General features: G+C 48.9%; 18 protein-coding genes. 1 reads left to right on the top strand and 17 read right to left on the bottom strand.

The features are described from left to right. Nucleotides 1-4: 4 nt before the first annotated feature. The 6 genes from BM412_RS08450 to BM412_RS08420 form a co-directional block, all read right to left on the bottom strand. Nucleotides 5-1765: an ABC transporter ATP-binding protein gene (locus BM412_RS08450; protein ID WP_091216275.1), complete on the bottom strand. Its 1761-nt coding sequence runs from the start codon at nt 1763-1765 to the stop codon at nt 5-7. Then, the gene (locus BM412_RS08445) at nt 1749-3518 is read right to left on the bottom strand and encodes an ABC transporter ATP-binding protein (RefSeq protein WP_177245716.1); all 1770 of its coding nucleotides are present in this window, start codon (nt 3516-3518) and stop codon (nt 1749-1751) included. The genes BM412_RS08450 and BM412_RS08445 overlap by 17 nt, the downstream gene beginning before the upstream one ends. Nucleotides 3519-3608: 90 nt before the next feature. Further along, nucleotides 3609-4283: a TetR/AcrR family transcriptional regulator gene (locus BM412_RS08440; RefSeq protein ID WP_091216270.1), complete on the bottom strand. Its 675-nt coding sequence runs from the start codon at nt 4281-4283 to the stop codon at nt 3609-3611. Between the two features lie 1446 nt (nt 4284-5729). Continuing rightward, entirely contained in the window at nt 5730-7607 is a 1878-nt protein-coding gene (locus BM412_RS08430; RefSeq protein WP_177245715.1) for a galactose-binding domain-containing protein, read from the bottom strand. Nucleotides 7608-7898: 291 nt separating this feature from the next. Further along, on the bottom strand, nt 7899-8519 hold the full coding sequence (locus BM412_RS08425; protein ID WP_256256194.1) for a GNAT family N-acetyltransferase: 621 nt from the start codon (nt 8517-8519) through the stop codon (nt 7899-7901). Continuing rightward, nucleotides 8516-9580: a phosphotransferase gene (locus tag BM412_RS08420; protein ID WP_256256193.1), complete on the bottom strand. Its 1065-nt coding sequence runs from the start codon at nt 9578-9580 to the stop codon at nt 8516-8518. The genes BM412_RS08425 and BM412_RS08420 overlap by 4 nt, the downstream gene beginning before the upstream one ends. Nucleotides 9581-9686: 106 nt before the next feature. Here BM412_RS08420 and BM412_RS08415 point away from each other — a divergent pair, with 106 nt between their 5' ends. Continuing rightward, nucleotides 9687-10055 carry a VOC family protein gene (locus tag BM412_RS08415; protein ID WP_091216263.1) on the top strand — a complete coding sequence of 123 codons (369 nt, stop codon included), beginning with the start codon at nt 9687-9689 and terminating at the stop codon, nt 10053-10055. 21 nt (nt 10056-10076) lie between these two features. On the opposite strand, the gene BM412_RS08410 is transcribed toward BM412_RS08415, so the two are convergent. From BM412_RS08410 to BM412_RS08360, 11 genes are all read right to left on the bottom strand, one after another. After that, complete coding sequence (locus BM412_RS08410; RefSeq protein ID WP_091216261.1) at nt 10077-10439, bottom strand: hypothetical protein; 363 nt, start codon at nt 10437-10439, stop codon at nt 10077-10079. Between the two features lie 69 nt (nt 10440-10508). Continuing rightward, nucleotides 10509-11216, bottom strand: coding sequence for a DNA alkylation repair protein (locus BM412_RS08405; RefSeq protein WP_091216258.1), 708 nt, complete (start codon nt 11214-11216; stop codon nt 10509-10511). 93 nt (nt 11217-11309) lie between these two features. After that, on the bottom strand, nt 11310-11957 hold the full coding sequence (locus tag BM412_RS08400) for a DsbA family protein (RefSeq protein WP_256256192.1): 648 nt from the start codon (nt 11955-11957) through the stop codon (nt 11310-11312). A 140-nt stretch (nt 11958-12097) separates the two neighbouring features. Further along, complete coding sequence (locus BM412_RS08395) at nt 12098-13204, bottom strand: glycoside hydrolase family 172 protein (RefSeq protein ID WP_091216253.1); 1107 nt, start codon at nt 13202-13204, stop codon at nt 12098-12100. Nucleotides 13205-13227: 23 nt separating this feature from the next. Then, on the bottom strand, nt 13228-14274 hold the full coding sequence (locus BM412_RS08390) for an ABC transporter ATP-binding protein (RefSeq protein ID WP_218163130.1): 1047 nt from the start codon (nt 14272-14274) through the stop codon (nt 13228-13230). A gap of 54 nt (nt 14275-14328) precedes the next feature. Next, nucleotides 14329-15288 carry an ABC transporter ATP-binding protein gene (locus BM412_RS08385; protein WP_091216250.1) on the bottom strand — a complete coding sequence of 320 codons (960 nt, stop codon included), beginning with the start codon at nt 15286-15288 and terminating at the stop codon, nt 14329-14331. A gap of 1 nt (nt 15289) precedes the next feature. Next, a complete protein-coding gene (locus tag BM412_RS08380; protein WP_218163129.1) occupies nt 15290-16114 on the bottom strand; it encodes an ABC transporter permease in 825 nt (274 codons plus the stop codon). 24 nt (nt 16115-16138) lie between these two features. Next, a complete protein-coding gene (locus BM412_RS08375; protein WP_091216248.1) occupies nt 16139-17137 on the bottom strand; it encodes an ABC transporter permease in 999 nt (332 codons plus the stop codon). Nucleotides 17138-17223: 86 nt separating this feature from the next. Next, nucleotides 17224-19194, bottom strand: a complete 1971-nt coding sequence (locus BM412_RS08370) for an ABC transporter substrate-binding protein (protein ID WP_091216245.1) — start codon at nt 19192-19194, stop codon at nt 17224-17226. Between the two features lie 88 nt (nt 19195-19282). After that, entirely contained in the window at nt 19283-20794 is a 1512-nt protein-coding gene (locus BM412_RS08365) for a response regulator (RefSeq protein WP_177245714.1), read from the bottom strand. 26 nt (nt 20795-20820) lie between these two features. Continuing rightward, a complete protein-coding gene (locus BM412_RS08360) occupies nt 20821-22542 on the bottom strand; it encodes a cache domain-containing sensor histidine kinase (RefSeq protein ID WP_091216240.1) in 1722 nt (573 codons plus the stop codon). Between the last annotated feature and the right edge of the window lie 191 nt (nt 22543-22733).

The raw sequence follows: 22733 nt of genomic DNA, 5'->3' as shown, positions 1-22733 counted from the left end.
GGGGTTAGGCATACTGCAATCGGTAGAGTTGTGCGTATCGAACCGAATGGGCAAGTAAATAGGAATGATTTCCTTCTTCGACCACTTCCCCATTCTCCATGACAAGAATTCGGTCAGCATTCCGAATGGTTGATAACCGATGTGCGATCACAATAGCCGTTCGTCCCTCCATGAGTCGATCCAATGCTTGTTGAATGAGTTCTTCCGACTCGCCATCCAACGCGGATGTAGCTTCGTCCAGCAGCAATAAAGGGGCATTCTTAACCATTGCACGCGCAATTGCGATTCGCTGACGCTGTCCGCCGGATAATTGCGAGCCAGATTCGCCAACGCGTGTATTCAGTCCATCGGGGAAACGATCGATGACTTCCCGCAATCCCGCCTCATTTATCGCTTTCCTTATGTCGTAATCGGATGCGCCGGGATTACCCCAAGCAATATTATCTTGAATTGTGCCATCGAAAAGATAACTGTTTTGCGGTACATAGGCGATGAGTGCTCTCACCGTCTCTTGTGAATACCGCTCCCGCGGATGACCGTATAATCGAATGGAACCGGCATCGGCTTCCACTAGCTCCATGATGTACTTCACTAATGTCGTCTTTCCCCCGCCGCTGCGGCCGACAATCGCAAGCTTTTCTCCGTTTCGTACTCGCAAAGACATTTCCTTAATAACGGGCAGATCGCTTTCGTAAGTTACGGAAACAGCTCGCATATCAATTGCATTCTCCGCGGTTGGATCCGGTTGTACGGTTTGCTCGCGTATTTGCTCGTCAGGAAGATCCAGAACCTCCTTAACGCGAACGGCGGAGATCGTTGCATATTGGAGCTGGCGGTAACAGTTGGTCATTAACAGCACATCATTGTTGATTTGCGACTGTAATAGCACGATGAACACAACGGTCCCTAAGTCAGTCACGCCTTTGTAAACGAATAAGCTGCCCGCGACGAGGGTTAGAATAATCGCACCCCACTGTATCGCGGAACTTGAAGATGAGCGCAAAGCGTTGTATCTTGCTCCGCGCAGCGCATGGGAATAGACGCTTGAGGAATCGACCTCATACTTCGCCTGCAAATGACGGGTAAGACCAAACATCCGTACAACAACTATTCCCGAAATCATATCCAGCATGCGCTGCGTGAGCGTCGACATGATTCCCATTCTTTTTGTAAGCCACTTATACTCTCTGCGAATGCAAGCAAGGTTCGCGTAGATGCTAATCAGACCGAATAGGAGATTCATAAGGCCTATTAATGGCTGCGAAACGATACAGATCACGGTGGAAATGAGGATACTGACCGGAATGGCGGCTAAACTGCGGTCACCCGTCATCATTGAACCGAAGAAATCGGCTGTACGTTCCGCATCCATACTTAAGCGAGTAGACATATCGCCGGATAAATGCGAATCCGCTTTAGCCGCCGGTATTGCGGATAACTTCGCAAACAATGCCTTACGAATCTGCGCAAGGCCAAGTACTTTAATCGCAGCGGCTTTGTAATTTACTGCCGTCATGACGATCATGCCCAGCATTACGATCACAGCGACTGCCCCTATCGTTTGCAACATAGCTTCAAAGTTGCCTGTTGCGGCGTGTGCCGTCGTTTGTCCGATTAAGTATGCAGAGGTTATCGACATCCATGCGTTCTGCAGCATACTTATCAAAGAACATCCAATATAACTCTTACGCCAAGTTGCTATGAACCGCCATGACCATATCATCATTCGACAGGTGTGCCGGATGCTGTCAATCGCAGTGCTCATCCTTATCCGCCTCCTGGGACTTGTAGAGTCGACAATAAATGCCTTGCAGCGCCATTAGTTGTTCATGTGTGCCGCTCTCCGCGATCTGACCTTCATGTAGACATAAGACTCGGTCAATGTGGCGAAGGGCAGACAGCCGGTGCGCGATGATGATCGTGGTGCGGCCATCCATTAGCCGACGAAGGGCTTCCGACACCACTGCTTCGCTTTGCGTATCCAGCGCTGAGGTGGGTTCGTCGAGCAAGAGCAGCGGAGCATCTTTCAACATCGCGCGAGCTATCGCTACCCGCTGCCGTTGTCCTCCGGATAGGCGCATCCCGCGTTCGCCGATGTCTCGCTTCATATCGATATCTTGAAGCAGCGCAGCGTCAATAACCGCTTGTATCTGTGCATCGGTAGCGCTCTGATTGCCCATTGCGACGTTATCCCACAGCGTCCCGGCAAATAAATACGTATCCTGCCCTACATAAGAGATGTGCTCGCGAAGTGCATCCGTCGCCCAATCCTCCACAGCATGACCGAATATCTCGATATCGCCCTCCTGCTTGCGGTACAACGCCAGGAGCAGTTTGATCGCGGTTGATTTCCCTGATCCGCTTGATCCGACGAGCGCGATATGCTCGCCTCGTTGAACGGTAAATGAAATTCCGCTTAATACCGGTGAATGATCCCCATACGAGAATACAACATCGGAGAATCGGATTAGGTCGTTAACCGGACTCGTTGCGGTCCCGCCTCTCGGCTCCGGTGACCAATCCCACAACTCGAAAACGCGAGTGGCGCAACCCCGCGCGGTTTTGAAGGCAGACAACACGGATGACAAATCTCCGATGGGATTGCCAATGAAAACGCTCAAAATGATGACAGACATAACGCCGCCGGAAGTAATCTGATGGATACTTGCCAGATACACGCCAAAGCCGCAGATGATGATTTGGGGGAGGAATAATAAGACCTGACTTAACGGGGCAAGCAAGATGGTTGCGCGATTGGCTTCGATTCCGCTGCCTGCGGCTCGATCAACGGCAGCTTCGTAACGTTGCCGCAGTAAGTCACCAAGCTTATACGCTTTAGCGATTTCATAGCCGCCCATCAAGTGATTCGCAATGGAGAGTGATTCGCCAGCCGCTTGCTGCCGCTGATGAACCAAACGTGTTAGCGGTGCCGAAATTCGAACTTGCAAGAACGCGATGACCGGTACGATGGCTAGCGAGAATAATGTTAGTTGCCAGCTGATGAAGAGTGAAGCTGCCAGGGCGACAATACCGATAATCTGCTGCGGCAGCTTCACCGAGAAATAGTTTTGCAGAGATTCGTTGATTTGAATGAGATCACTGTTGGCACGTGACAAGATATCTCCGTTGTTCCGACCATCCTGTAACTGCTTGTCGATGCCGGATACGATGGCAAAATTGGTATTGCGCAGATTGCGGTCGCACAGCTCGCTGTATTTCATACCTAGAAATTGCTGCAGATACTGCGAGGGTATAAACACTACGAGTGCCAGCAGCAGAAAGGCAGTTTGCTTGTTTAGGATCGTGCCCGTTATGCCGAATTGATCAATAATAGCGTGGAAAGATTGCGTCATCAGACTTAGCACCGCCGATGTGAGAAGTGAGAAAAGGATCGTGGATACGAGAATTGGTGTGTATTTCTTGTTGACGGTGAAGTAGCGGCGCATGACTTGCAATGAACTTGGAAGTGTATCGTGCTGATTGGTTTCAGGCTTTGACCTTACGTAACCTACATTCATTTCTCCATCTCCATTTCTGATGAATGAACGGTTCATTCGTTTTTATTCATTTAATAAAGCACGCCGAAGCGTGCCGATTGAAATGAATACTCATTTGCTATGGATTACGTAGGCTCTCGCCACAAGGTCAACCGCGATATCCCGAGCTGCAGCGCGTGGTACTGAAATTTCAGGCATGGCAATATTCGCATTCATAGCCCACCATGTCAAAATATCGTTGATGCTTTGCACGTGGACGCGCGGGTAATCCAACTTCCGAATCTCCCCTGCTTCCATAAAGGTCATGAGGTTATTTTCGAATATACGGAAGAACTGATCCCTTGCCGGAAAAAAAGAGTTCGCCAGTTCGCGAAGAATACTCGCGTTTGTCTCGATATTACCGGTTGCTAGAAGAATGTCCGCACTCATATCGAAGATGTCGGCTACCATTTGCGTAAAGCTCTTGATAATTGACCCATCGGCGTCGGTAATTCGCAAAACATCGCCGAATATCCTGTCATTTAATTTTTCGCACAGGCTATACAGATGTTTCATGTCAGCCTCTTCGACGGGCAATGCGATCTCGCTGTCGAGATAATCTTTCTCCAATGACGCGCGTATGACAAAAGTAAGAATGGCCTTCTTGCTTGTAAACAGGTTGTAAATCGTACCCGTTGCGACACCGGCCGCTTCTGCAATCTCCGAAACCTTCGTATTCGCATAACGCTTGGTATTAAATAATCTTCCCGCATGAAAATAAATGCTGCGCAGTCGCTCGTCTGCCATGGCTCACCTCGAAAATGAATCGTTCATTCATATTGTATGTGCCGTTTTCTCAATTGTCAATCCTATCCAGAATGATCCGCACTATCCGATCGTTTGGCTGTAGCCGCTTCTATTCATCCTTATCGCTGCTATCAGATAAAGGATTAGTACCACACCATATAGGTTCCAAACACTCGGTATGGACGCGATACACATATAAAGCCCAAATGGCAGTGACCATACAAACACCATGTACATTAAGAGCCGGTTATTTCTTAACGAGGATACGATACCCAGTAGCGCCGGTAAAACCAACGTTATACTCATGATTAGCAATGTATCGATACCAATCGGTATAGTTGAGTACGGATTCCAAAATGAAAAAACACAACACAATAAGATGCAGCCTATGGAAGCAATCAATCCGGAAATAGAAATCATGGTTTGTTGCAGCCTCCTAGTATGGATTATTCCGAATTATTCTTGTCCTTCTCCTTATGGGTATTTATTAAGATGTCGAGTCTTTCTATTATGCGTTCGTCATTCAGTAAGTGTTTCTTCACGTTCGCATCAATATTGATTAAGAAGAGAACTAGAATCACGGGCAAAATAAAAATTAATACGATCTCCATCGATTCACCTCTACTAGGTTATTTTCACTATAATTTCCATTTCCAACATATTCGTGAAGTTGCCGCACTCTCCTGCTTATCTGTCCTACAATGTCGGCTGACCCGATTTAGCCGACTGGCAACAGTGGCTCGCCGCGGCCAACTGCTTAGAAATTACGGAACAATTGAAAGTTCGGAGCATGGAGAAAAGTTTTCAAACAATACCTATGCGCGCCTGATCTGTGATCTGAGAGTCCTAAAACAAGACTCTCAGATCACTTAACCTCCACCTAGCCTCTTATCTGAGAGCTGAGAGTTCCAAATTCGTACTCTCAGCTCATATTTCCCCCGCCTAGCCCCATATTCGGGAGCTGAGAGTCCTAAAACAAGACTCTCAAATCACTTAACCTCCACCTAGCCCCTTAACTGAAAGCTGAGAGTTCCAAATTCGTACTCTCAGCTCATATTTCCCCCGCCTAGCCCCATATCCGGGAGCTGAGAGTCCTAAAACAAGACTCTCAGATCACTTAACCTCCACCTAGCCCCTTAACTGAAAACTGAGAGTTCCAAATTCGTACTCTCAGCTCACATTTCCCCCGCCTAGCCCCATATCCGGGAGCTGAGAGTCGTAAAACAAGACTCTCAGATCAGATTCGGTGCAAAATACAAGCTGAGAGGTCCAAAATCACACTCTCAAATCACACTTCCCCAACTAGCCTCATATCCAGGATCTGAGAGTCCTAAAACAAGACACTTAAATCGCATTCGGAGAAATAAACAAGCTGAGAGTTCCGAATTCGAACTCTCAGCTCGCATTAGCTGGCCATGCTTCCTACCTAAGCAGCGGATCCGTCTCTCAATTCGATATTTCGAACTCATAAAGAATCGGCGTGTTGGTTCCGCCCGTGTAATAGATGCGCGCTTTGGTCCCTGTCACGCCGGGGAACGTCGCTACTGTCGGTGCGCCGGTGCCGCTGATCGTCGTGCCGGTATATGCCGTCGCCCAGCTCGAACCGTTCCAGTACTCGATCCGATAGCCTGATGTACGGCTGCCATACTCCGACAGCACAACTCGGTTGAAAGTCGTGCTCGCGCCGAAATTCACTTCCACCCATTGTCCGTTATAGGTGGATCCGAGAGCCGCCTGCCAGTTGGTGGCTAGATTACCGTCGAAAGCTTTGCCTGCCGTTTGCACCGCATCCCAATTGGAGGAGCTGGCATAGGTTTTGCCGGCTGCCAGATTGACGTATTGACGATTGATCTCGAACTCGTAAAGGATCGGCGTGTAGGTACCTCCGGTGTAGTAGATTCTTGCCTTTGTGCCCTGTACGGTCGGGAAGGTCACCGTCGTTGGCGATGCCGTGCTTCCAATGGTTGTGCCGGTATAAGCGGTTGTCCAGCTCGAACCATTCCAGAATTCGATCCGATAACCCGTTGTGCGGCTGCCGTATTCTGCCAGCTCCACTTGATTGAAGCGTGTGTTCGCGCCGAAGTCCACCTGCACCCACTGTCCGCTGTAAGTCGAACCTGAAACAGCTTGCCAGTTCGTCGCGCTGCTGCTGTCGAACGCCTTGGCTGCCGTTTGGCTTGCGTCCCAGTTGGAGGAACTGCTGTAAGCTTCTCGGTCCAGCGCTAGATTCGCCGGATTCGCGGACGGTTTCAGCACATTCTTAATCGCGTCGAGACGTTCCGTTCCGTCGAACAGCGTTGGTGCGATCCAGCCTCCTTCGTCGTATTCGTTCCAAGCGTACATGATGATCGCGTTTGCTTCGGCGGTCGACGAGTTGCTGCCGACCCAATTTAGCGCATTCGTGAGGTTTGCAGCGATTTCGGAAGGCGCCGCCGTTTGGACCCAGTCGTTCGGTCCGACCGACGTCCAGCTTACGGGATTATCGTACCGAGGACGTGTGTCCATACCCGACGTCACCCACGGAATGACCTTCTTCCCAGTCGCCTTGTGGTTGTTCCAGTTAGCTTCGTCTTGTGCTGCCAAGCCGGAGTAAGCGCCACCGCCACCCATCCACGTGATATAAGCACTGATCGCATCTGCTCCGATCGAAGTCGCCGCGCTCGAAGCGCCGGAAGAGTTGTCGGACATGACGACGACGTACGGATTTGCCAGCCCAAGCGCAGTCGCCTTATTTCGAATCGATGTAATATCCGCAGCACTATAGCCGCCCGTTCCGCCAAAAATATACAGCAGCGGCCGACCACCCATCACCTTCTGGTAATTGCTTTCTTGAAATTTACTCACCAGCCAGTCGAATTTCGTGGACGGCAGGCTCCCTGTTCCGAGGATGTACGTGTATTTCACATCGCTCTTATGGGTACTTGAATCGTATAGATTCCGTGCTGTATCCATGCCGCTGCCATCCGGATAAAAGCAGAATGCCCAATAATCGATGCCGGCATATTTAGCGAAGGCGATATCCTGGTCCATGAGACTCTGTGTCAATTGCCGCGCATTAACGGAATTCGTCCCCGTCTCTACTCCAAAGTACGGCAGCCGAAAATGGTACTTATTCGGTCCGAGCGTTTGCTCAACCTGTAAACCGACCTGCGGCGCGCCGACCCCATCGGTGTTCAGCGTACCTACCCAAGCATCCCAACGAATAGCGCCTACCAGCGTATGATTGGGGTTATCCGCATAAACATGAGGCGTTTTAACCGGCAGCAACCCTACGGCTACCGTCAATAATAAGGCGATCGAACCCAACCATTTGAAAAATCGCATGTCCTGCACATCCTCTCTTCGTGGCATATTGATAAGATGAAGCGAGCGATTACAATCAAATCCCCCTTTCCCGTCCTGCAACTGCGCCTGCGCCGTTCTTTGCACACGCACTGAGAGTATAGCGCTTTCATTTCAAAAAATGGATTGCCCGGCTTTACTATTTTGATGTTCCTTTTTACTTTTTGGCAGCGGCACAATAGGAATGATAAAAGGCAACCGAATAAATCGGTTGCCCCTTTTATCTTGGCTTAACTATCCCAAATGTACCTTACTGCTCATGATATCCTCACCTCACGGCTTACTGACTTCACGATGCATTCGCAGTAAAGGTCCACCCGGCGAGTCGGCAACGCCGATGACTACGAATCCCGCCGATTCGTAAAATGCCTTTGCTAGATTGGCGGAAACCTCAATTCGCACACCGCGTTGCGCTATATCAGCGATCAGCGCACTGGCTACGCCTTGACGCATCCAATCAGGATCAGTGAACAGATCCTCGAGTTCGAGGAAGTCGTCTACCGGACGCGCCGTTGCAAAGCCTACGATACGCCCGTCAACAACTGCAACATGAGCGAATGGCAGCAATGCTTCGTCCCACACAAGCCACTCGGGATTGGCAGCGATCAGATCATGGTCGGTCTCGTTCGTCAGCGAAGATCGACGATAGACATCCCGAATCATGTCCACGTCATCAATAGCCGCATCCCGAATAACGAGGTTAGTCATTGCCGGTCGTGATACCGGCAGTTCCTTGTCAAACGGATGAATCCAATCTGCCTCTCGCCGGAGATGATCGATTCTTCCTCGAATCAAATCGACGAAATGACTCTTGCCCTCTCCATCCACGATTGTTTTCTCTAATGCCTTAATCTCGATTGAAATGATAAGTCGCTTAAGCTCTGACATGTTCATTGTATTCCGCCGCTCCTCCTCCGAAGATTAGCTTCCACTTCCTTAACCATAGGCTCAATATGATCCCAACGATTCATGCAGTGATAAAGAATCATCTCCAGATCATTCTCGTTCTGAGCGTCTTCGGTGTTTCGATATAGAATATTCATGAGCCAATTGGTTAAATTCCGAAGATGGTGGCGGTAGGAGTAAAATCGCAATAAATCCGGATTTATTGCCACTGATTTGCCTACATGTTTCTCATAAGCGGAGAAGAAAACATCGAACTCTTCGCCGATGTAACCAATCATATCGAATTCTATCGGCGCCATTATTGCGGATTCCCAATCTATAACATACAACAAATTGCCATGACGAATTAGATTTCCTCCCCAAACATCGCCGTGACACAACTTGAACTCATGGGTTTCCGACATTGCCGCCAAACGAAGTTTACGAACCAGATTCAATAAGACAAGAATTTGCTCTTTCTTCGGCAAAACATGCTCACGCAGCGCTTGTTTACTGGGATTGTCAAAGGTCAGTGTGCTTTCGATCAACGAAATACACTTTTCAAGATCACGGTCAAAAGATATATCATAGGGCTCTGCCACAACCGTAGTCTTGTCTATAGATGGAGTAATCGAATGAATGGCAGCTACGGATGCGGCAATGTGTTCAAGAATCTCTTCGGAGAAAGGGTATGCCTCTGCCAAGGATTCCCCTTGAATATAATTAAATAATACGAGCGTGATCTCATTGCATGTTGTTGAAAATTCGCCGCTCCGATTCTTAATGGGATAGGTAATATTTTGAAGAAGCCCTTGATGAAACAAGTTCCACGTTAATGGTAAGTAATTGTGAGAACGTTCCATACTCATTCTTTGTCTGTCATTGTTAAGATCAAATAATTTCAGATAATAACGATCTTCATTGCTGCAATTCACCCCATACGAGTAAGCGGAATCTCCCATAGGAATGAAGTGAATGCTTTCCACTTGTATCCCGTACTCTCTATCAAGCGTCGCTGCGAGCACTCGATCTTCGATGTGATAGTTTACTTCCAGACAAATCGCTCCCAACGTTAATTTACAATTACATTTCCGTAAATTTAATGACGTTAACTTTCAATCCTTGCTAATTAAAATGGTATAATTAGGAACTCACACTCTGGTAGGAGGAGAATTCATGAAAATATCAGGCGTTATCCCGCAGCTGCGAACGATGAATCTTGAAAGCTCCATACAGTTTTACACGACGCAATTAGGCTTGGAACTCGCATTTCGCTACGAAGACTTCTATGCCGGCATTCGTGCAGGCAACCAGATCTTTCACCTTAAGTTTGTCTGTGAACAGGATCCTTCTATCCCTTATGCCCGCGACGGTGACCATTTCACGCTCTACCTGCAAACGGATGATGCCGCTGCCTTGGCCGAGGAACTGAAGTCTCGAGGGGTCATATTGACTAAGGATGTGCATGAAACGGATTGGAGTACTAAGGAGTTCATCATCGAGGACGATCAGGGACACACGATTTACTTTGGCGAAGCGCTATAGGTTCACAGAGTCAACCAATCTTCACTGCATCGCCGCAATCATAATGAACGCACCGAAGATCACGCCCCATATACCCAGCAGCAAACTTATCAATACAGGCAGCCATTTGACTCGTCTGAGTGTGTTATACATCATCCTGTACAGCGGATATAACACAATCCATTTGATCATCAAGAAGATGATCGAAATGATGACATCATTATTCAGGAACATGGATAAAAGACCCCTAGTAATTAATCCCGTTAATCCTACCGTAAAGCCAATGTACTCTTCTAGATAAGTATTGAAATTGTCGTTAAAATCAAACAGAAGCGCGGCTACCGCAGGGGGAACAAACACAATTAAATACTGTATGATCAAATAGTGATAGAAATCCCTTTTCAATCGAGTTCCCTCCTTACGGCAACAACCATAAACGGCAGCCAATCGCAATGATTGCTGCCGTTTTGTTTATTAACACCGGACATACTTACGTTTGAAACCAATCTGCCCTCTATCAATGGCCTTCTGAATGTTATCCAAAGCGGATATCAACTTGCTCTTCGCCTTGTGTTTGTTGACTTCTACAGGACCAACGGCTTTCGCAATCTCGACAGCCTTATCGTGGAGAGGAATATAAGAGACCGCTACTGTGGCTATGAAATTATTCATCGCGAATTTCGTGCGTTCGGGCGCATCGTGGATCGTGGCTGCCACTAGATCAAGCATATTGGCAAGCTTACTTTCGGAAAACTCGTTGTCTTTTCGATTGCCGAGCAGCCAGCAGTAACAGCTCCAGCCGCCGGACATGCGCAGCTCTTCCCCGCTTGCAATCCAGGTATCGGCAACTTCCTGCGCTATATCCGATTCCGCCAAAGTTACGGCCACCACGTAATCGGACAGCATAAAGAAATAAGCCGAATCCATCCATCGGTCGTAATCGGCTGCAGTCATCCCCTTAGGATCCGCAATTACGCCGGCAAAGTACATGGCATCATAATTCCCCGTGGCGTACAGCTGCTCCGCCAGAGGTTGATTAATTTTGATCTTCTTGGCAATAGGCTTCATTTCGCCTGTAGTCGCTCCGAACAACGGTTCTTGCGCCCCATTGGACATGTACATCTTCTTGCTGCGGTCCTTGCCGATTGCTTCAAGCTCCTGCATGACGGAGTCCAAATTCATTCCATAGCACGTCCTTATTTGTATAGTAGTCGTACAGGCTGCCTAATCATCTTTATCATTTATTATAATTAAAAAGCCGCCATAAGTTAAGACCTACCCGGCCTTGGCAATCTCTCTCTTAAGTTTGTCATAATCCGCGAAATCCACATACTTAACCCCATTAATAAATAGCGTCGGCGTAGCCGAAATCAGCTTCTCAGCCTTCTCGTTATGAGCAATCACTTCATTGGCATACGCCTCATTCTCAATATCTCGCATCAACTTCTCGTAATCGACCTGTAGCTGCGCATTCTTGGCAAGTTCAACAAGAAATGACGGTGTTGCCCAGGCAACACGTTCATCACCTTGATTCTTATAAATGGCATCGTAATATTTCCAAAATTCCTTCGGGTTCTGATGATATACGGATTGGCCCGCCACGGCGGCTGCAAAAGAATCCGGTCCGATAATGGTATGATTCATAAAATAGAAGGCTACTTCCCCTTTATCGATATAGTCCTGCAGCAGCTTCGGTTTAATTTCCTGGCTGAAATAGCGGCATGCCGGGCACTTAAAGTCACCGAACTCGACAATTTTAACCGGTGCATCCGCGGAACCGAGCATGGGAAGCTGCTGATAATCGAATGCAACCGGTTTTGGCTTAGGCGCGAATATAACCGCTATAACGACTGCTGCAATAGCTGCGAAACAGATGCAGAAGAAGATCCAACGTTTGCGTTCCTTCTGCTTCTGTTTCTCCATGGCTCTTAATCGCTTAGTTTCTCCCGGAATTCTCTTGTTATCTACCAACGCATCCATGGTCGGTTCCGCCCTTCTACATCAGAATAAATAGAAAGACTGCCAAGGCAGCCTTTCATTCCGGACTATTTAATAGCCTGATATTACCTTGGCCAGCGCATTTCGACAGGCTGAAGTGCCGGGAACGCAGCATGCGGCTCCGCTTGATACCAGTAAGCTACCGAGGACACATCATCCGTTCTCTCGAACAAGGCGCGGCTGTTATGTCCCATTTGTTGAATCGTCACCTTCAGCTCATTCTCGAAGCGGATCGGGTCCATCAAATGCCAACGGTACAAGCCATGCATCGGCACGCTGTCTTCCCCGAAGATGTCGCAGCGCGTCGTATCCGTCTTCGAATAATAGGGATAACCGAGATAAGGCGTATTATAGGGAACTTCAACGATTTTCCCCTCGCGTTTCTCATAGAAACACCAGGCACCGCCGAAATAATCTTCAGTCCCCGTGCCGCATATGGTCGGCCAATCCTCATCGCCATCCATATAAAACTTGATCTCGCCTTCCCCCCACCAGTAGCGCTCCAGTGCAGCCCATGCCAAGTACGTACCGATGTAGTGTCCTTTCCCCTTAACGTTATCAAGGATCGTGAAATCCTGAGCCGCAGTCGTAATATTCTCCCGTCTCCACTGCGCATGGAAATAGCCTGCTTCCTCCGGAATCTCATCGACTAAGGTATAACTAAATTGATAGAAAAACCCGCCGATTTCGCGCGCATGCTGGTTCTCTATCGTAATCTTGGCTTTGCTGCGGAATGGCATCGGAAAATAACAGTTCATGCCCCCGGTCGGATTTACGACAATCGGCAGCGAATTCACGATACTCCGCGCGCCGAAACCGTTGCAGAAGAAGTCTCCCAGCGGCACTTCGACCGAAGGCTCCGCCTCGTCATCCCAATACATCCGGATAACCAAGTCTCGCAGCACGAAGTAGCCTTTATCGGTCCGGTCCGTAACGGTGATCCAGAAATGCTGAATGACGCCCGGCCCGTCCACTTCCATCAGCGTGACCGTTTCCCCCTGCTGGAGCGTAATACACGGTCTGCCCTTCCTGCCAACGCCTAAATTGCTGGCTTCCTTCCCGCCTGCTCCGACTTCCCCTCTCGGATTCTCAGCGCTGATGGAACGGGTTTTCCCATTCGTCATCAGGGGCGCCGTGGACAAACCGAAACCTAATCCTTGATTATGCAGCATGTGAAAAACCTCCAATATATAATTTACAAACTAAGATCAGTATGATTGCCGGATGCAGCCGTGTGTACGCCGATGCTAGCTTCTCCTGCCGCGACTTGATAGCCGCTGTGTTTAAAGCAAAGCACTTGATGATCCGCATTTAATTGAAGCATGCCGGGTTTGGTCGACCGGCATATTTCCTTGGCATATACGCATCGGCCGGCAAACTTGCAGCCGTGAAGCCCATACTCTTTGCTCTCAAGATCGGGGAGCTTCATGTCTTCGTTCCATTTCTTCCCGACCCGTGGGATGGACTCCAGCAGCAGCTCCGTATAGGGATGCGCAGGCTGGTTAAGAATTTCTTTGGCTTTGCCGTATTCGATTAAATTCCCTCTGTACATCGTCGCAATGTAATCGCTGACATAATAGGCCGTGGATAGATCATGCGTTATATAAATAAAATTGACGTTATATTCATCCTTCAGCTTCATGAATAAGTTCACCACGTTCATGCGCAGGGAAGCGTCGATCATGGCGACCGGTTCGTCCGCAACGATCAGCCTTGGCTTCGGAATGAGCGCCCTTGCGATCGAGATCCGCTGCAGCTCCCCGCCGGAAAACTGATTGGGGTACTTGCCGGCCACATTGGCCAGATCAAGTCCGACGGATCTCAGAACCTCCGTGATAATGCCTTTCGCTTCCTGCTTGGTCGCGGCAACATCAAGGTTTAGCGCTGTTTCATAGAGATACGTATCCACCGTCTTGCGGCTGCTGAACGTAGAGAATGGGTTTTGGAAGATAGGCTGGACTTTCTTCAGAAAAGCCTTCTTGTTCTTCCGTTTGGCATAGAACGATAGCGGCGTGCCTTCGATCAGCACCTCTCCGAAAGACGGCTCAAGCAGGCGCAGGATCATCTTCGCGAGCGTCGTCTTCCCACAGCCGGACTCGCCGACGATGCTCATGATTTGCGGTTTATCTCCAGGCAGCGTTAAATCGATGTGATCGACCGCTGTAATTTTGGTCCCAAGCAGCATGCCGCCGATTTTGTAATGCATGGTGAGACCATGGATTTCCAGAATATTGGCCCCCAAACAACCACCTCCTCCGTAGCTTTTGCACTGTATTTGAGTCCTTCGCTAAGTTTGCTAGCTAAGCAAATGGCAGCTTGCGTAATGACCTTCGCCTACATTCACCCGCTCTGGCTCGACTATACGGCACACCTCCATGGCATGCGGGCATCTCGCGGCGAATCTGCAGCCGGCCGGTGGATTTTTCAAGCTCGGCGGCGTTCCCGGTATACCTTCCTTCTGGCTGTTATCTCCGATTCTCGGAAGGGCGTTGATTAACATTTTGGTATAGGGATGCTTGGGCTCATTAAAGATACGGTCCGTCGGGCCGATTTCAATCATCTGGCCGGCATACATAATGCCCATGCGATTCGTAATCTGATAATGCACACCCATGTCGTGAGAGACAATGACCATGGAATTCATTAATTTCTTCTGCACCTGCGACAGCATGGTGAGGATGCCGCGCTGCACGACGACATCGAGTGCCGTTGTCGGCTCATCCGCCAGGACGATACTCGGATGCAGAAATGTAGCGAGTGCAATTAATACGCGCTGCCTCATTCCGCCGCTAAGCTGATGCGGATAGGCTTTGAGCACTTCCGGCGGAAGCTCCAGCTCTTTCAAGTACGCCGTTATTTCATGCTCCAGCGTTCTCTTATTCTTCACGCCATGGAACTTGCTGATGGTGTCGAAGAATTGATTTTTCACTCTGGTCACCGGATTCATCACATGCATCGCGCCTTGCGGCACGTAAGAGATATCTTTCCACCAGCTCTTATGGATTTCGCCGTTGCGATAGATGACAGGCGTTCCTTTCCTATCCGAAGTGTGCACTTCTACGGAGCCTGATGCGATTTCAAGCGGATATTGGATTAAATCGTACATCACCTTAAGAAGCGTCGATTTTCCGCAGCCGGATTCGCCCGCGATGCCGAATATCTCATTCCTGCGAACCTCGAAATCTACTTTATCGACAGCTTTCACATAGCCGTTCAACATGTTATATTGCGCACTTACCTGATTTAGCTTCAGCATCTTACTTCCCTCTCCTTAGCGCAGAATATTGCTGATAGCCCGTCATAACCAGGAATAAGGATATGAAGATTAAGCAGATGGCCGCAACCGGCGAACCAATCCACCACCAACGCTCCGCTAGCATCGCCTGATGCTGATTTGCCCAATAGATCATCGTGCCAAGGGTAGCCTTCTCGTTACTGGACATCCCAATAACGGCCAAGCCGGATTCAGAACCGATGGCAACCAGAATCGTATTCACGAAATTGGCCACGGACCATCCCGCGACAAAAGGAAAGATTTCCTTGACGATGATCTTCAGCGTGTTCTGTCCGGAGAAAATCGCGGTGCTGATAAAATCGCGTTCACTGAGCGATAACGCCATGGAACGAAGCTGACGCGCCGGCCAAGGCCAGTTAAATAGGATGAGCACAAATGAAATCATGAAGAGCGAAGCCTTGCCCTGCATGAGGCTTCCAAGCAGAATCAGGATGGGGAGAGAAGGAATAACGATAAACGAGTCCGTCATGATGGTGATCAACCGATCGATAAACCCGCCCTTGAATCCGGCCCACAGCCCTAACAGAACGCCGATCAATGTAGCGAAGAATGCAACGATAATGCCGATAATGAACGAATTTTGGATCGATTTCGCCAGCAGCCAGAACGTGTCTTGGCCAAGGTTCGTCGTTCCGAAGAGATGCTCCTTGCTCGGCTTAAGATTCTTCAGATACGTGCCCCATTCGATCGGATTGCCCTGGTAGAAGAAAGGAACGATGAAGCCGAGAATAATGAAGATGCCCAGCATAGAGACTCCCAGCTTTAAACGAAAATTCCAATGCTTCACGCGCCACTCACCTCCGAAGCACACTTATTTATAACGAACCCTTGGATCCAGGAACGGATATAAGAAATCCACGATAAAGGTAGCCGCTGCCACTGCGATAATTGAGAGCGTAATCGTTCCCATGATCAGGTTATAGTCGGCCTGCAGAATGCCGGTATAGATAAGGGTCCCGATCCCCGGATAACCGAACAGGATCTCCGTAATTAACGCTCCGTTGAAGATCGTCCCGATCTGCAGCGCCAGCATCGTGACTTGCGGGAGCGCCGCATTCGGCAGCACGTATTTCGTCATGATTTTGCGCTCGCTCAAGCCCTTTAGTCTTGCGAATTGGACATAATCCTCTTCGGCAATGCCCGCAGACAGGGTTTTCATACTGATCACCCACCAGCCTGTTCCTACCAGTATCATAGAAAACGCCGGCAAGATTGAATGATAGATAATGCTTTTGATATGCTCCCATGAGAATCCATCTCCTTGGAAGGTAGCCGATAACGGGAAAATCGGATAAATATACGAAAGCAGCATGATTAAGATCAGCGCCAAGATATAGTAGGGAATCGGATAGATCATGATGGAGATCGCTTCCATCGCCTTGGAATACGATTTGTCTTTGAGAAACCCGGCAAGCAGGCCGACGATATTGCCGATCAGCCATGCGATTATGGTCGAGATGAGCAGCAATCCCATTGTCCACGGCAGCGCTTTAGCGATTAATTCATTGACGGGATTCGGATAGCTGGCCAACGAAGGACCGAAATCCTGCGTCACGATGACCCGCTTCACAAACCCCCAATATTGATTCCACATCGAGCCTTCAAGACCAAAGGATTCATTCAACGTTTCACGCAGCGTAATGATCGCTTCCGGTTCCATGAACGCCTGGTTCGCCGTCATCTTGCCGATCATTGCTTCAACGGGATCCGACGGCATGAAACGAGGCACGAAGAATACGGTTGTGATGCCGATGAATACGACAAGTACAAAGGAAAGCACTTTGGACAGCAAAAACTTGTAAAATCCCATAAAGCAGCATCTCCCCGCCTGCGTTAATCTGAAAAATACATACCGGACCTCTGCGGCCCGGTATGTATCCACAATGCGATTCAGCGTTATCTGCCGGTAGGTTTCAAGTGCGGCGTGTAGAACTTAAATTGCGACCACCACCACCATGGACCCTCGAACGCATTCTCCGACGTTTGGAATCCTTCCCAATAGTACGTATCCACCGGTACGAACTTGGATGTACCGAACATTGGAATGAACGGCATTCCTTTGACGAATTCTTTATTGATTTCCGTAATGTTCTGGAGCACCTTCGGATCGTCGCTTGGCAAGCTGTCCAGCTCGTCAAGCAAAGTACTCACACGGTCGTTCGCCCACCGATTGCGGTTGCCCGGCGCTTGCTCGCCGATCGGCACAATGTACTGCTTATGCCAACCGGTCATATTAGCCGTCGTATCCGGCAGCAAGCCGCATGCCGGCCAGTAAGAACCGATTTGGAACGCGCCTGTCGATTCGCTGTCCCAGAAGGAAGCGCCTTCCATTTGCTGCACATTTACTTCAATGCCTTGCTTACGCCAGGAATCCGCCACGGCGAATGCCAATCGCATCGACTGCACTTCGAAGTTAGCCGGTGCATTGATGGTCATCGTCCATGGTTTGCCGTTTGGCATAAGCCACTTGTCGCCGTCTTTCTTAAATCCGCTCTTCTCCAGCAATTTCGCCGCTTGAGCTGGGTCAAACTTCCACCAGCCTACGCCGAAAGTGTCTTTGATCGCGCTATCATCCGTCGGCAAGCCTTCAATGCCCTGCTGCTTCAGCATATCGACAATGCCGGAAGCATAACTCTCGTCGAACGGTTTGTAACCGTCATCGAGCGTAAAGTCCTTCAGCCAGCTAAGCATCGGTTTATGGTACGTATCCTGAAGCACTTTGATCGGTGGCAGCTGGATCGGAGAGACGCGCAGCATGCCGCCGAACGTTGCCATCGACACGTTCTTGATATCCGTCATCAGCGTAAGTGCCCAGCGGACATCCGGATTGTTATAAGGCTCCTTCGCCGTGTTAAAGGACATCCCGCGCTCGCACGGATCATCCATCGTTGCATACGGGAAGTCTTCGTACCATGCTTTGGCGTATTCGTTCTTCTGCCTCAGCACATCCCAGCTTTCCGGCGTGATATCCTGAAGGATATCCATATCATGCTGGATCATCGCGATAATCCGTTTCTCTTCCGGTCCGAAGAACTTGAACAAAATGTATTTCGGCCCCGGCTCGCCTACGAGCTTGCCGATATCGCTCTTCTGCCAGTCCTCGCGTTTCTCCCAGAGGAACCAGTTGCCCTGCGGATCGCGATCCTTCAGCTTGTACGGCCCTACGCCGATCGGGTTCGAGAACTTGAACGTTGCCGGGTCCTCTTTCTCCCAAATATGCTTCGGCATCACGCGGAAAGTATTGCCCCAGATGACAACGCCGAGCTTCTGCGCCAATCTCGTTTCCGGATTAACGGTTTCGACTTCGATCGTGTAATCGTCCGTCGCCTTCATGCTCTTGATCAAATTCGTGAAGTAGCCGTTGTAGCCGAGCTCCTTTGCGCCTGTTATCATCGTCGCCGTAAACTCCACGTCATGCGCAGTGAATGGCTGGCCATCCGACCAGGTCAAGCCTTCCTGGATTTTGAACGAAAACTTCGTGTTCGTTCTGTCCAACGGTTCTGGGAACGTGGCTGCCAAATCCGGGATCTGCGTCCCTTTCTGCGTATCGATCTCCCATAAGTTCGAGAACATGAGCTGATGCACGCCGGCATCCATGGCAACGGCTCCCGGTACATAGGGATTATACCGATCCGGGTCGGGGCTGCGGCCGCCTAAGATGTCGACGATTAACGTTTCGCTTCTCGGCGTACCGACATCGGTCATTTTGCCGTCTGATTTGGAATCCCCCGCATCCTTGTTTCCGTCCGTTCCTACTGCCGTATTATTCTTGTTCGTGTCTGAAGTGGAATTGCTCTTGTCATTGTTGTTATTGCATGCCGTGATGACCAGTGCAACGAGTAGGAACAGCACTGTAAGCCTTTTCATTATTCGCAATGAACACTCCTCCTTCTATTGGGATAATCCGAGTATAGCGAGTAGAAGGATTGATTAATTTCAAAAAACTTGGATTTCTTTAAGAATCATTGGCGATTAGGAAGGATTGTTGATATTCCTTGGGACTCATATGTTCAATGCCCTTGAATACGGTGCTAAAGTAAGCCGCATCTTGAAAACCGACCATCTCCGCTACCTGATAGACCTTCAAATCCTTCTGTCTGAGAAACTCCTTGGCAATACGAATGCGGATGAGATTGATATATTCACTAAACGAGACATGGGTATACTTCTTGAATTGGGAGCTGAAATACCAAGCATTCAAGTAAACGGCATCGGCTACCTCTTTGAGCGTCAGGTCCTTCATATAATTCATCTCCATATAACGGATGGCCGACTGAATATAGTGCGGATTATGATTCTCGTCATTCATGGTCATGATTGCGGACATGAAGTAGGCTTTCAACCAGCTGAGCAGCTCTTTATAATTACGGATTCCCTTCAATTCCTGCACATAATCGATTTGGGTGCCGAAGAATGGCTCAACCCTATGATCCTTTAGCACATGCTCCAAATAGATTAACTCGCTAAGCAATTCCCGCTTCAACCGAAGCGGCTCAAGTCTGATATGGACGCGATGCAGCTGCTGCAGCAGCGATTCAATATAGTAGCGCAGCTTCTTAGCATCCCCGAGCGCATAATAGCTGCCTACTTTATTGCCGGAGAAGTATTCGCTTATCGCAAATGGCTCCAGCTGCTTCATTTGTTCTTGGTACATGTCGTTATCCATGACGGCAGAATACTCATTAAACGCGAGAAAATCGCAATATCTCAGGCAAAGTTCGTATGCCAACTCTACCGTTCCGGAAGCACATTGGAATCGATGAAAGCCCGCAGCTACGGTTCGATTCTGCTTACGCATCGCTAACCGGCACTCGTTAAGCAGCTCCTTCACGTGCGAGGGATCCGTCATGCCGCGATAAAGGACCACGCATTTCCCCTCATAGATCACCGTATCCAGTACGGCCCGCTCGATGTTCCCATGAAGCAATTGATAGGTGATTTGCTCTTCAAATCTGGCATCTAACGTCTCCTCGCAGGAGAAGACCGCTAACTGCATTTCGGGTTGTACCGCCCAGCTCTCGGGCAGCTCGATACTGCCTTTAATTAATTGCTCAAGCAGTTGTTTATGCGATGATTTCACGTTCTCCGTTTCCTTGTCCGCCGCTTTGTCTTTAATCTTATCCAAGAGGTCGATCACCGTCTGATAATGGCAAGGCTTCAGCAAGTAATCGATTGCACCGCAGCGCATCGCTTCCCGTACGAATTCAAATTCCGCGTGTCCGCTCAAGATGACAATATATAGATGCGGATACAGCTTGCTTAGCTCACGCGTAAGCTCAATCCCGTTCATCCCCGGCATCATCACATCCGTAATGACGATTTCCGCCTCCGCAGCCTTCAGTACGTGCAGCGCTTCTTCCGCACTCTGCGCCGTTCCGACGATTTCATGCCCCGTACAGTGTTTGGCCATAATATGCTGCAGCCCTCTAAGAACCGACCTTTCATCATCAACGAGTACGATTTTCAAAGCAATCTCCCCTTCCTGCATGTAAGTTAAGCTTGCATGACCTCGTCCTTCCACAGCTCCTCTTGAGGCACGCCCGCATCCGTCCTCAGCTTTAGCGTGATTGACGTTCCGTGACCGCTTTCGCTGCGAATGGACAATCCAAACTCCTCTCCGTAGATATACGAAATCCGCTGCCTGACTAATTGAATGCCAAGACCGCTGCCTAAACTCTTCTTCTCGAATGACGCTTGCAAAGCCTCCACTTTCTCTGCAGGCATGCCGATCCCATTGTCCTCCACCTCGAGATACAACTCATCGCCCATCGCATAACCTCTAATGATAATCATGCCGCCGAGCATCATTTGCTGAAAAGCATATTTAATCGCATTCTCTACTAACGGCTGTATGAGCAGCTTCGGAATCTTAATGTCCGCTATCGCAGGGTCCATGTAAAACACGTAGGAAAGTTTGTCCTCAAAGCGCATCCGTTGAATTTTCAAGTAATTCTCAAGCTGCTCCATATCCTCCGAGACGGTGACAAACTCATTCTGATGCGAAATGGAATAACGCAGAATGGTGGACAGCGAAATGATCGCTTCGCCGATTTCTTCCTCATCCTTGACCACCGTCATCCAATAAATCATATCGAGCGTGTTATATAGAAAATGGGGATTCAGCTTGGACTGCAGGTTGATCACTTCGGCTTTTCGATAGGTTTGCTGCTGGTAGTACACGGTTTTAATTAAACGGTTTACCCGTTCAGCCATATGGTTGAAGTGGCGAATGATAACACTGAACTCGTCATTGCCTTCCCTGCTTACGATGACAGCCAATTTCCCTTGCTCAATGCTCTCCATCCCTCTTAGAATTTGCTTCAGCGGTCGTAGTATCATTCGCAGAATAACCAAAGCAAACAAGAAGATGAAGGCAAACACGATCAATTCCATGAGCAGTAACACCTTATTCACCTGGTTGACTTGATTGAGGATTTCTTGGTTGGGGACCACGCCTATCAGTTTCCATCCTTGATAATCCAACGTGAAGGTGACCTGCGTTCCGGCAGCAAGCAGCTTCGATAAATTTGTTTCGTTCTGATTCACCAGCTTCCTATCGGTGGCGAACATGATCGTGTCATCTTTTACTAAAAATACGCTCCCCTCTTCCCCTAATCGCACATCGTCCAATTGATCATGAAACTTCTCATTTAAATCCACTCTAAGCAGACCAAGCTGCTCTTCACCGTCATAAATGAGCATCATCATGGAAATCAGATGCGTCTGCGGCTGCACCGTCCAGATGACCTCCTCCGTGCCGGGCGGCCGATTCGCAGTCATCAACCGCTCGGTAAGCTTGTCTGCCTCGAAGATCGCATCGGAATAGAAGAGGTTCATAGGCGGGTAATCTACCGGAAAGATGTAGATGTTCTCGATCATTTCCAAGTTAGGCAGCCTTACGACTTGCCTGGCAATCTGATATTTCGCAATTTGATAGTTGATGGTATGCCGTTTCAAATCCTTCAAATAGTTCTTTAACACTTGGTTGTTGCGGATGACCCGGGCATTGGCATCGATTTGTTTATATTGAAGATCGACTTGCTTCCCGATTTGCCGAACCGTTTCCTGTAAATTGGCTTCGGATTGCCGGAGTATAATCCCGCTAATCCAATGCTGGAAGAAACCCGCCTGCAGAATGACCACTAGAAGTGAAATGATAATGAATACAAGAATAATTTTGTACTTCAGCGAGCGGACTTTAATCCATTTCATCATGGGCAGCACTCCTAAAATGGCAGCAGTTAATCATGCAATTGCCTGGGTCTTAATGGATGCGCTTTCATAAATCGTAAGGCCATTATAAGGATAATTATTCCAAATTTCAATAAGGCAAAGGTCTGTGCACTATTCTGTCGGAATCATTAATAAATGGTAGAAATGCATCGATTATTGTAACTTCTTTAGCT

Source organism: Paenibacillus sp. BC26 (assembly GCF_900116125.1).
In the GTDB taxonomy this organism is placed as follows: Bacteria; Bacillota; Bacilli; order Paenibacillales; family Paenibacillaceae; genus Paenibacillus_Z; species Paenibacillus_Z lignilyticus.
Note: the sequence above shows the minus strand (reverse complement) of the source record. Positions and strands in the feature narration are given on the sequence as shown.

Bases quoted from the DNA above. Each gene is read 5' to 3' on its own strand.
- BM412_RS08450 (WP_091216275.1), bottom strand. From the start codon at position 1,765: ATGAGCACTGCGATTGACAGCATCCGGCACACCTGTCGAATGATGATA.
- BM412_RS08445 (WP_177245716.1), bottom strand. From the start codon at position 3,518: ATGAATGTAGGTTACGTAAGGTCAAAGCCTGAAACCAATCAGCACGAT.
- BM412_RS08440 (WP_091216270.1), bottom strand. From the start codon at position 4,283: ATGGCAGACGAGCGACTGCGCAGCATTTATTTTCATGCGGGAAGATTA.
- BM412_RS08430 (WP_177245715.1), bottom strand. From the start codon at position 7,607: ATGCGATTTTTCAAATGGTTGGGTTCGATCGCCTTATTATTGACGGTA.
- BM412_RS08425 (WP_256256194.1), bottom strand. From the start codon at position 8,519: ATGAACATGTCAGAGCTTAAGCGACTTATCATTTCAATCGAGATTAAG.
- BM412_RS08415 (WP_091216263.1), top strand. From the start codon at position 9,687: ATGAAAATATCAGGCGTTATCCCGCAGCTGCGAACGATGAATCTTGAA.
- BM412_RS08405 (WP_091216258.1), bottom strand. From the start codon at position 11,216: ATGAATTTGGACTCCGTCATGCAGGAGCTTGAAGCAATCGGCAAGGAC.
- BM412_RS08400 (WP_256256192.1), bottom strand. From the start codon at position 11,957: ATGGAGAAACAGAAGCAGAAGGAACGCAAACGTTGGATCTTCTTCTGC.
- BM412_RS08395 (WP_091216253.1), bottom strand. From the start codon at position 13,204: ATGCTGCATAATCAAGGATTAGGTTTCGGTTTGTCCACGGCGCCCCTG.
- BM412_RS08385 (WP_091216250.1), bottom strand. From the start codon at position 15,288: ATGCTGAAGCTAAATCAGGTAAGTGCGCAATATAACATGTTGAACGGC.
- BM412_RS08375 (WP_091216248.1), bottom strand. From the start codon at position 17,137: ATGGGATTTTACAAGTTTTTGCTGTCCAAAGTGCTTTCCTTTGTACTT.
- BM412_RS08370 (WP_091216245.1), bottom strand. From the start codon at position 19,194: ATGAAAAGGCTTACAGTGCTGTTCCTACTCGTTGCACTGGTCATCACG.
- BM412_RS08360 (WP_091216240.1), bottom strand. From the start codon at position 22,542: ATGATGAAATGGATTAAAGTCCGCTCGCTGAAGTACAAAATTATTCTT.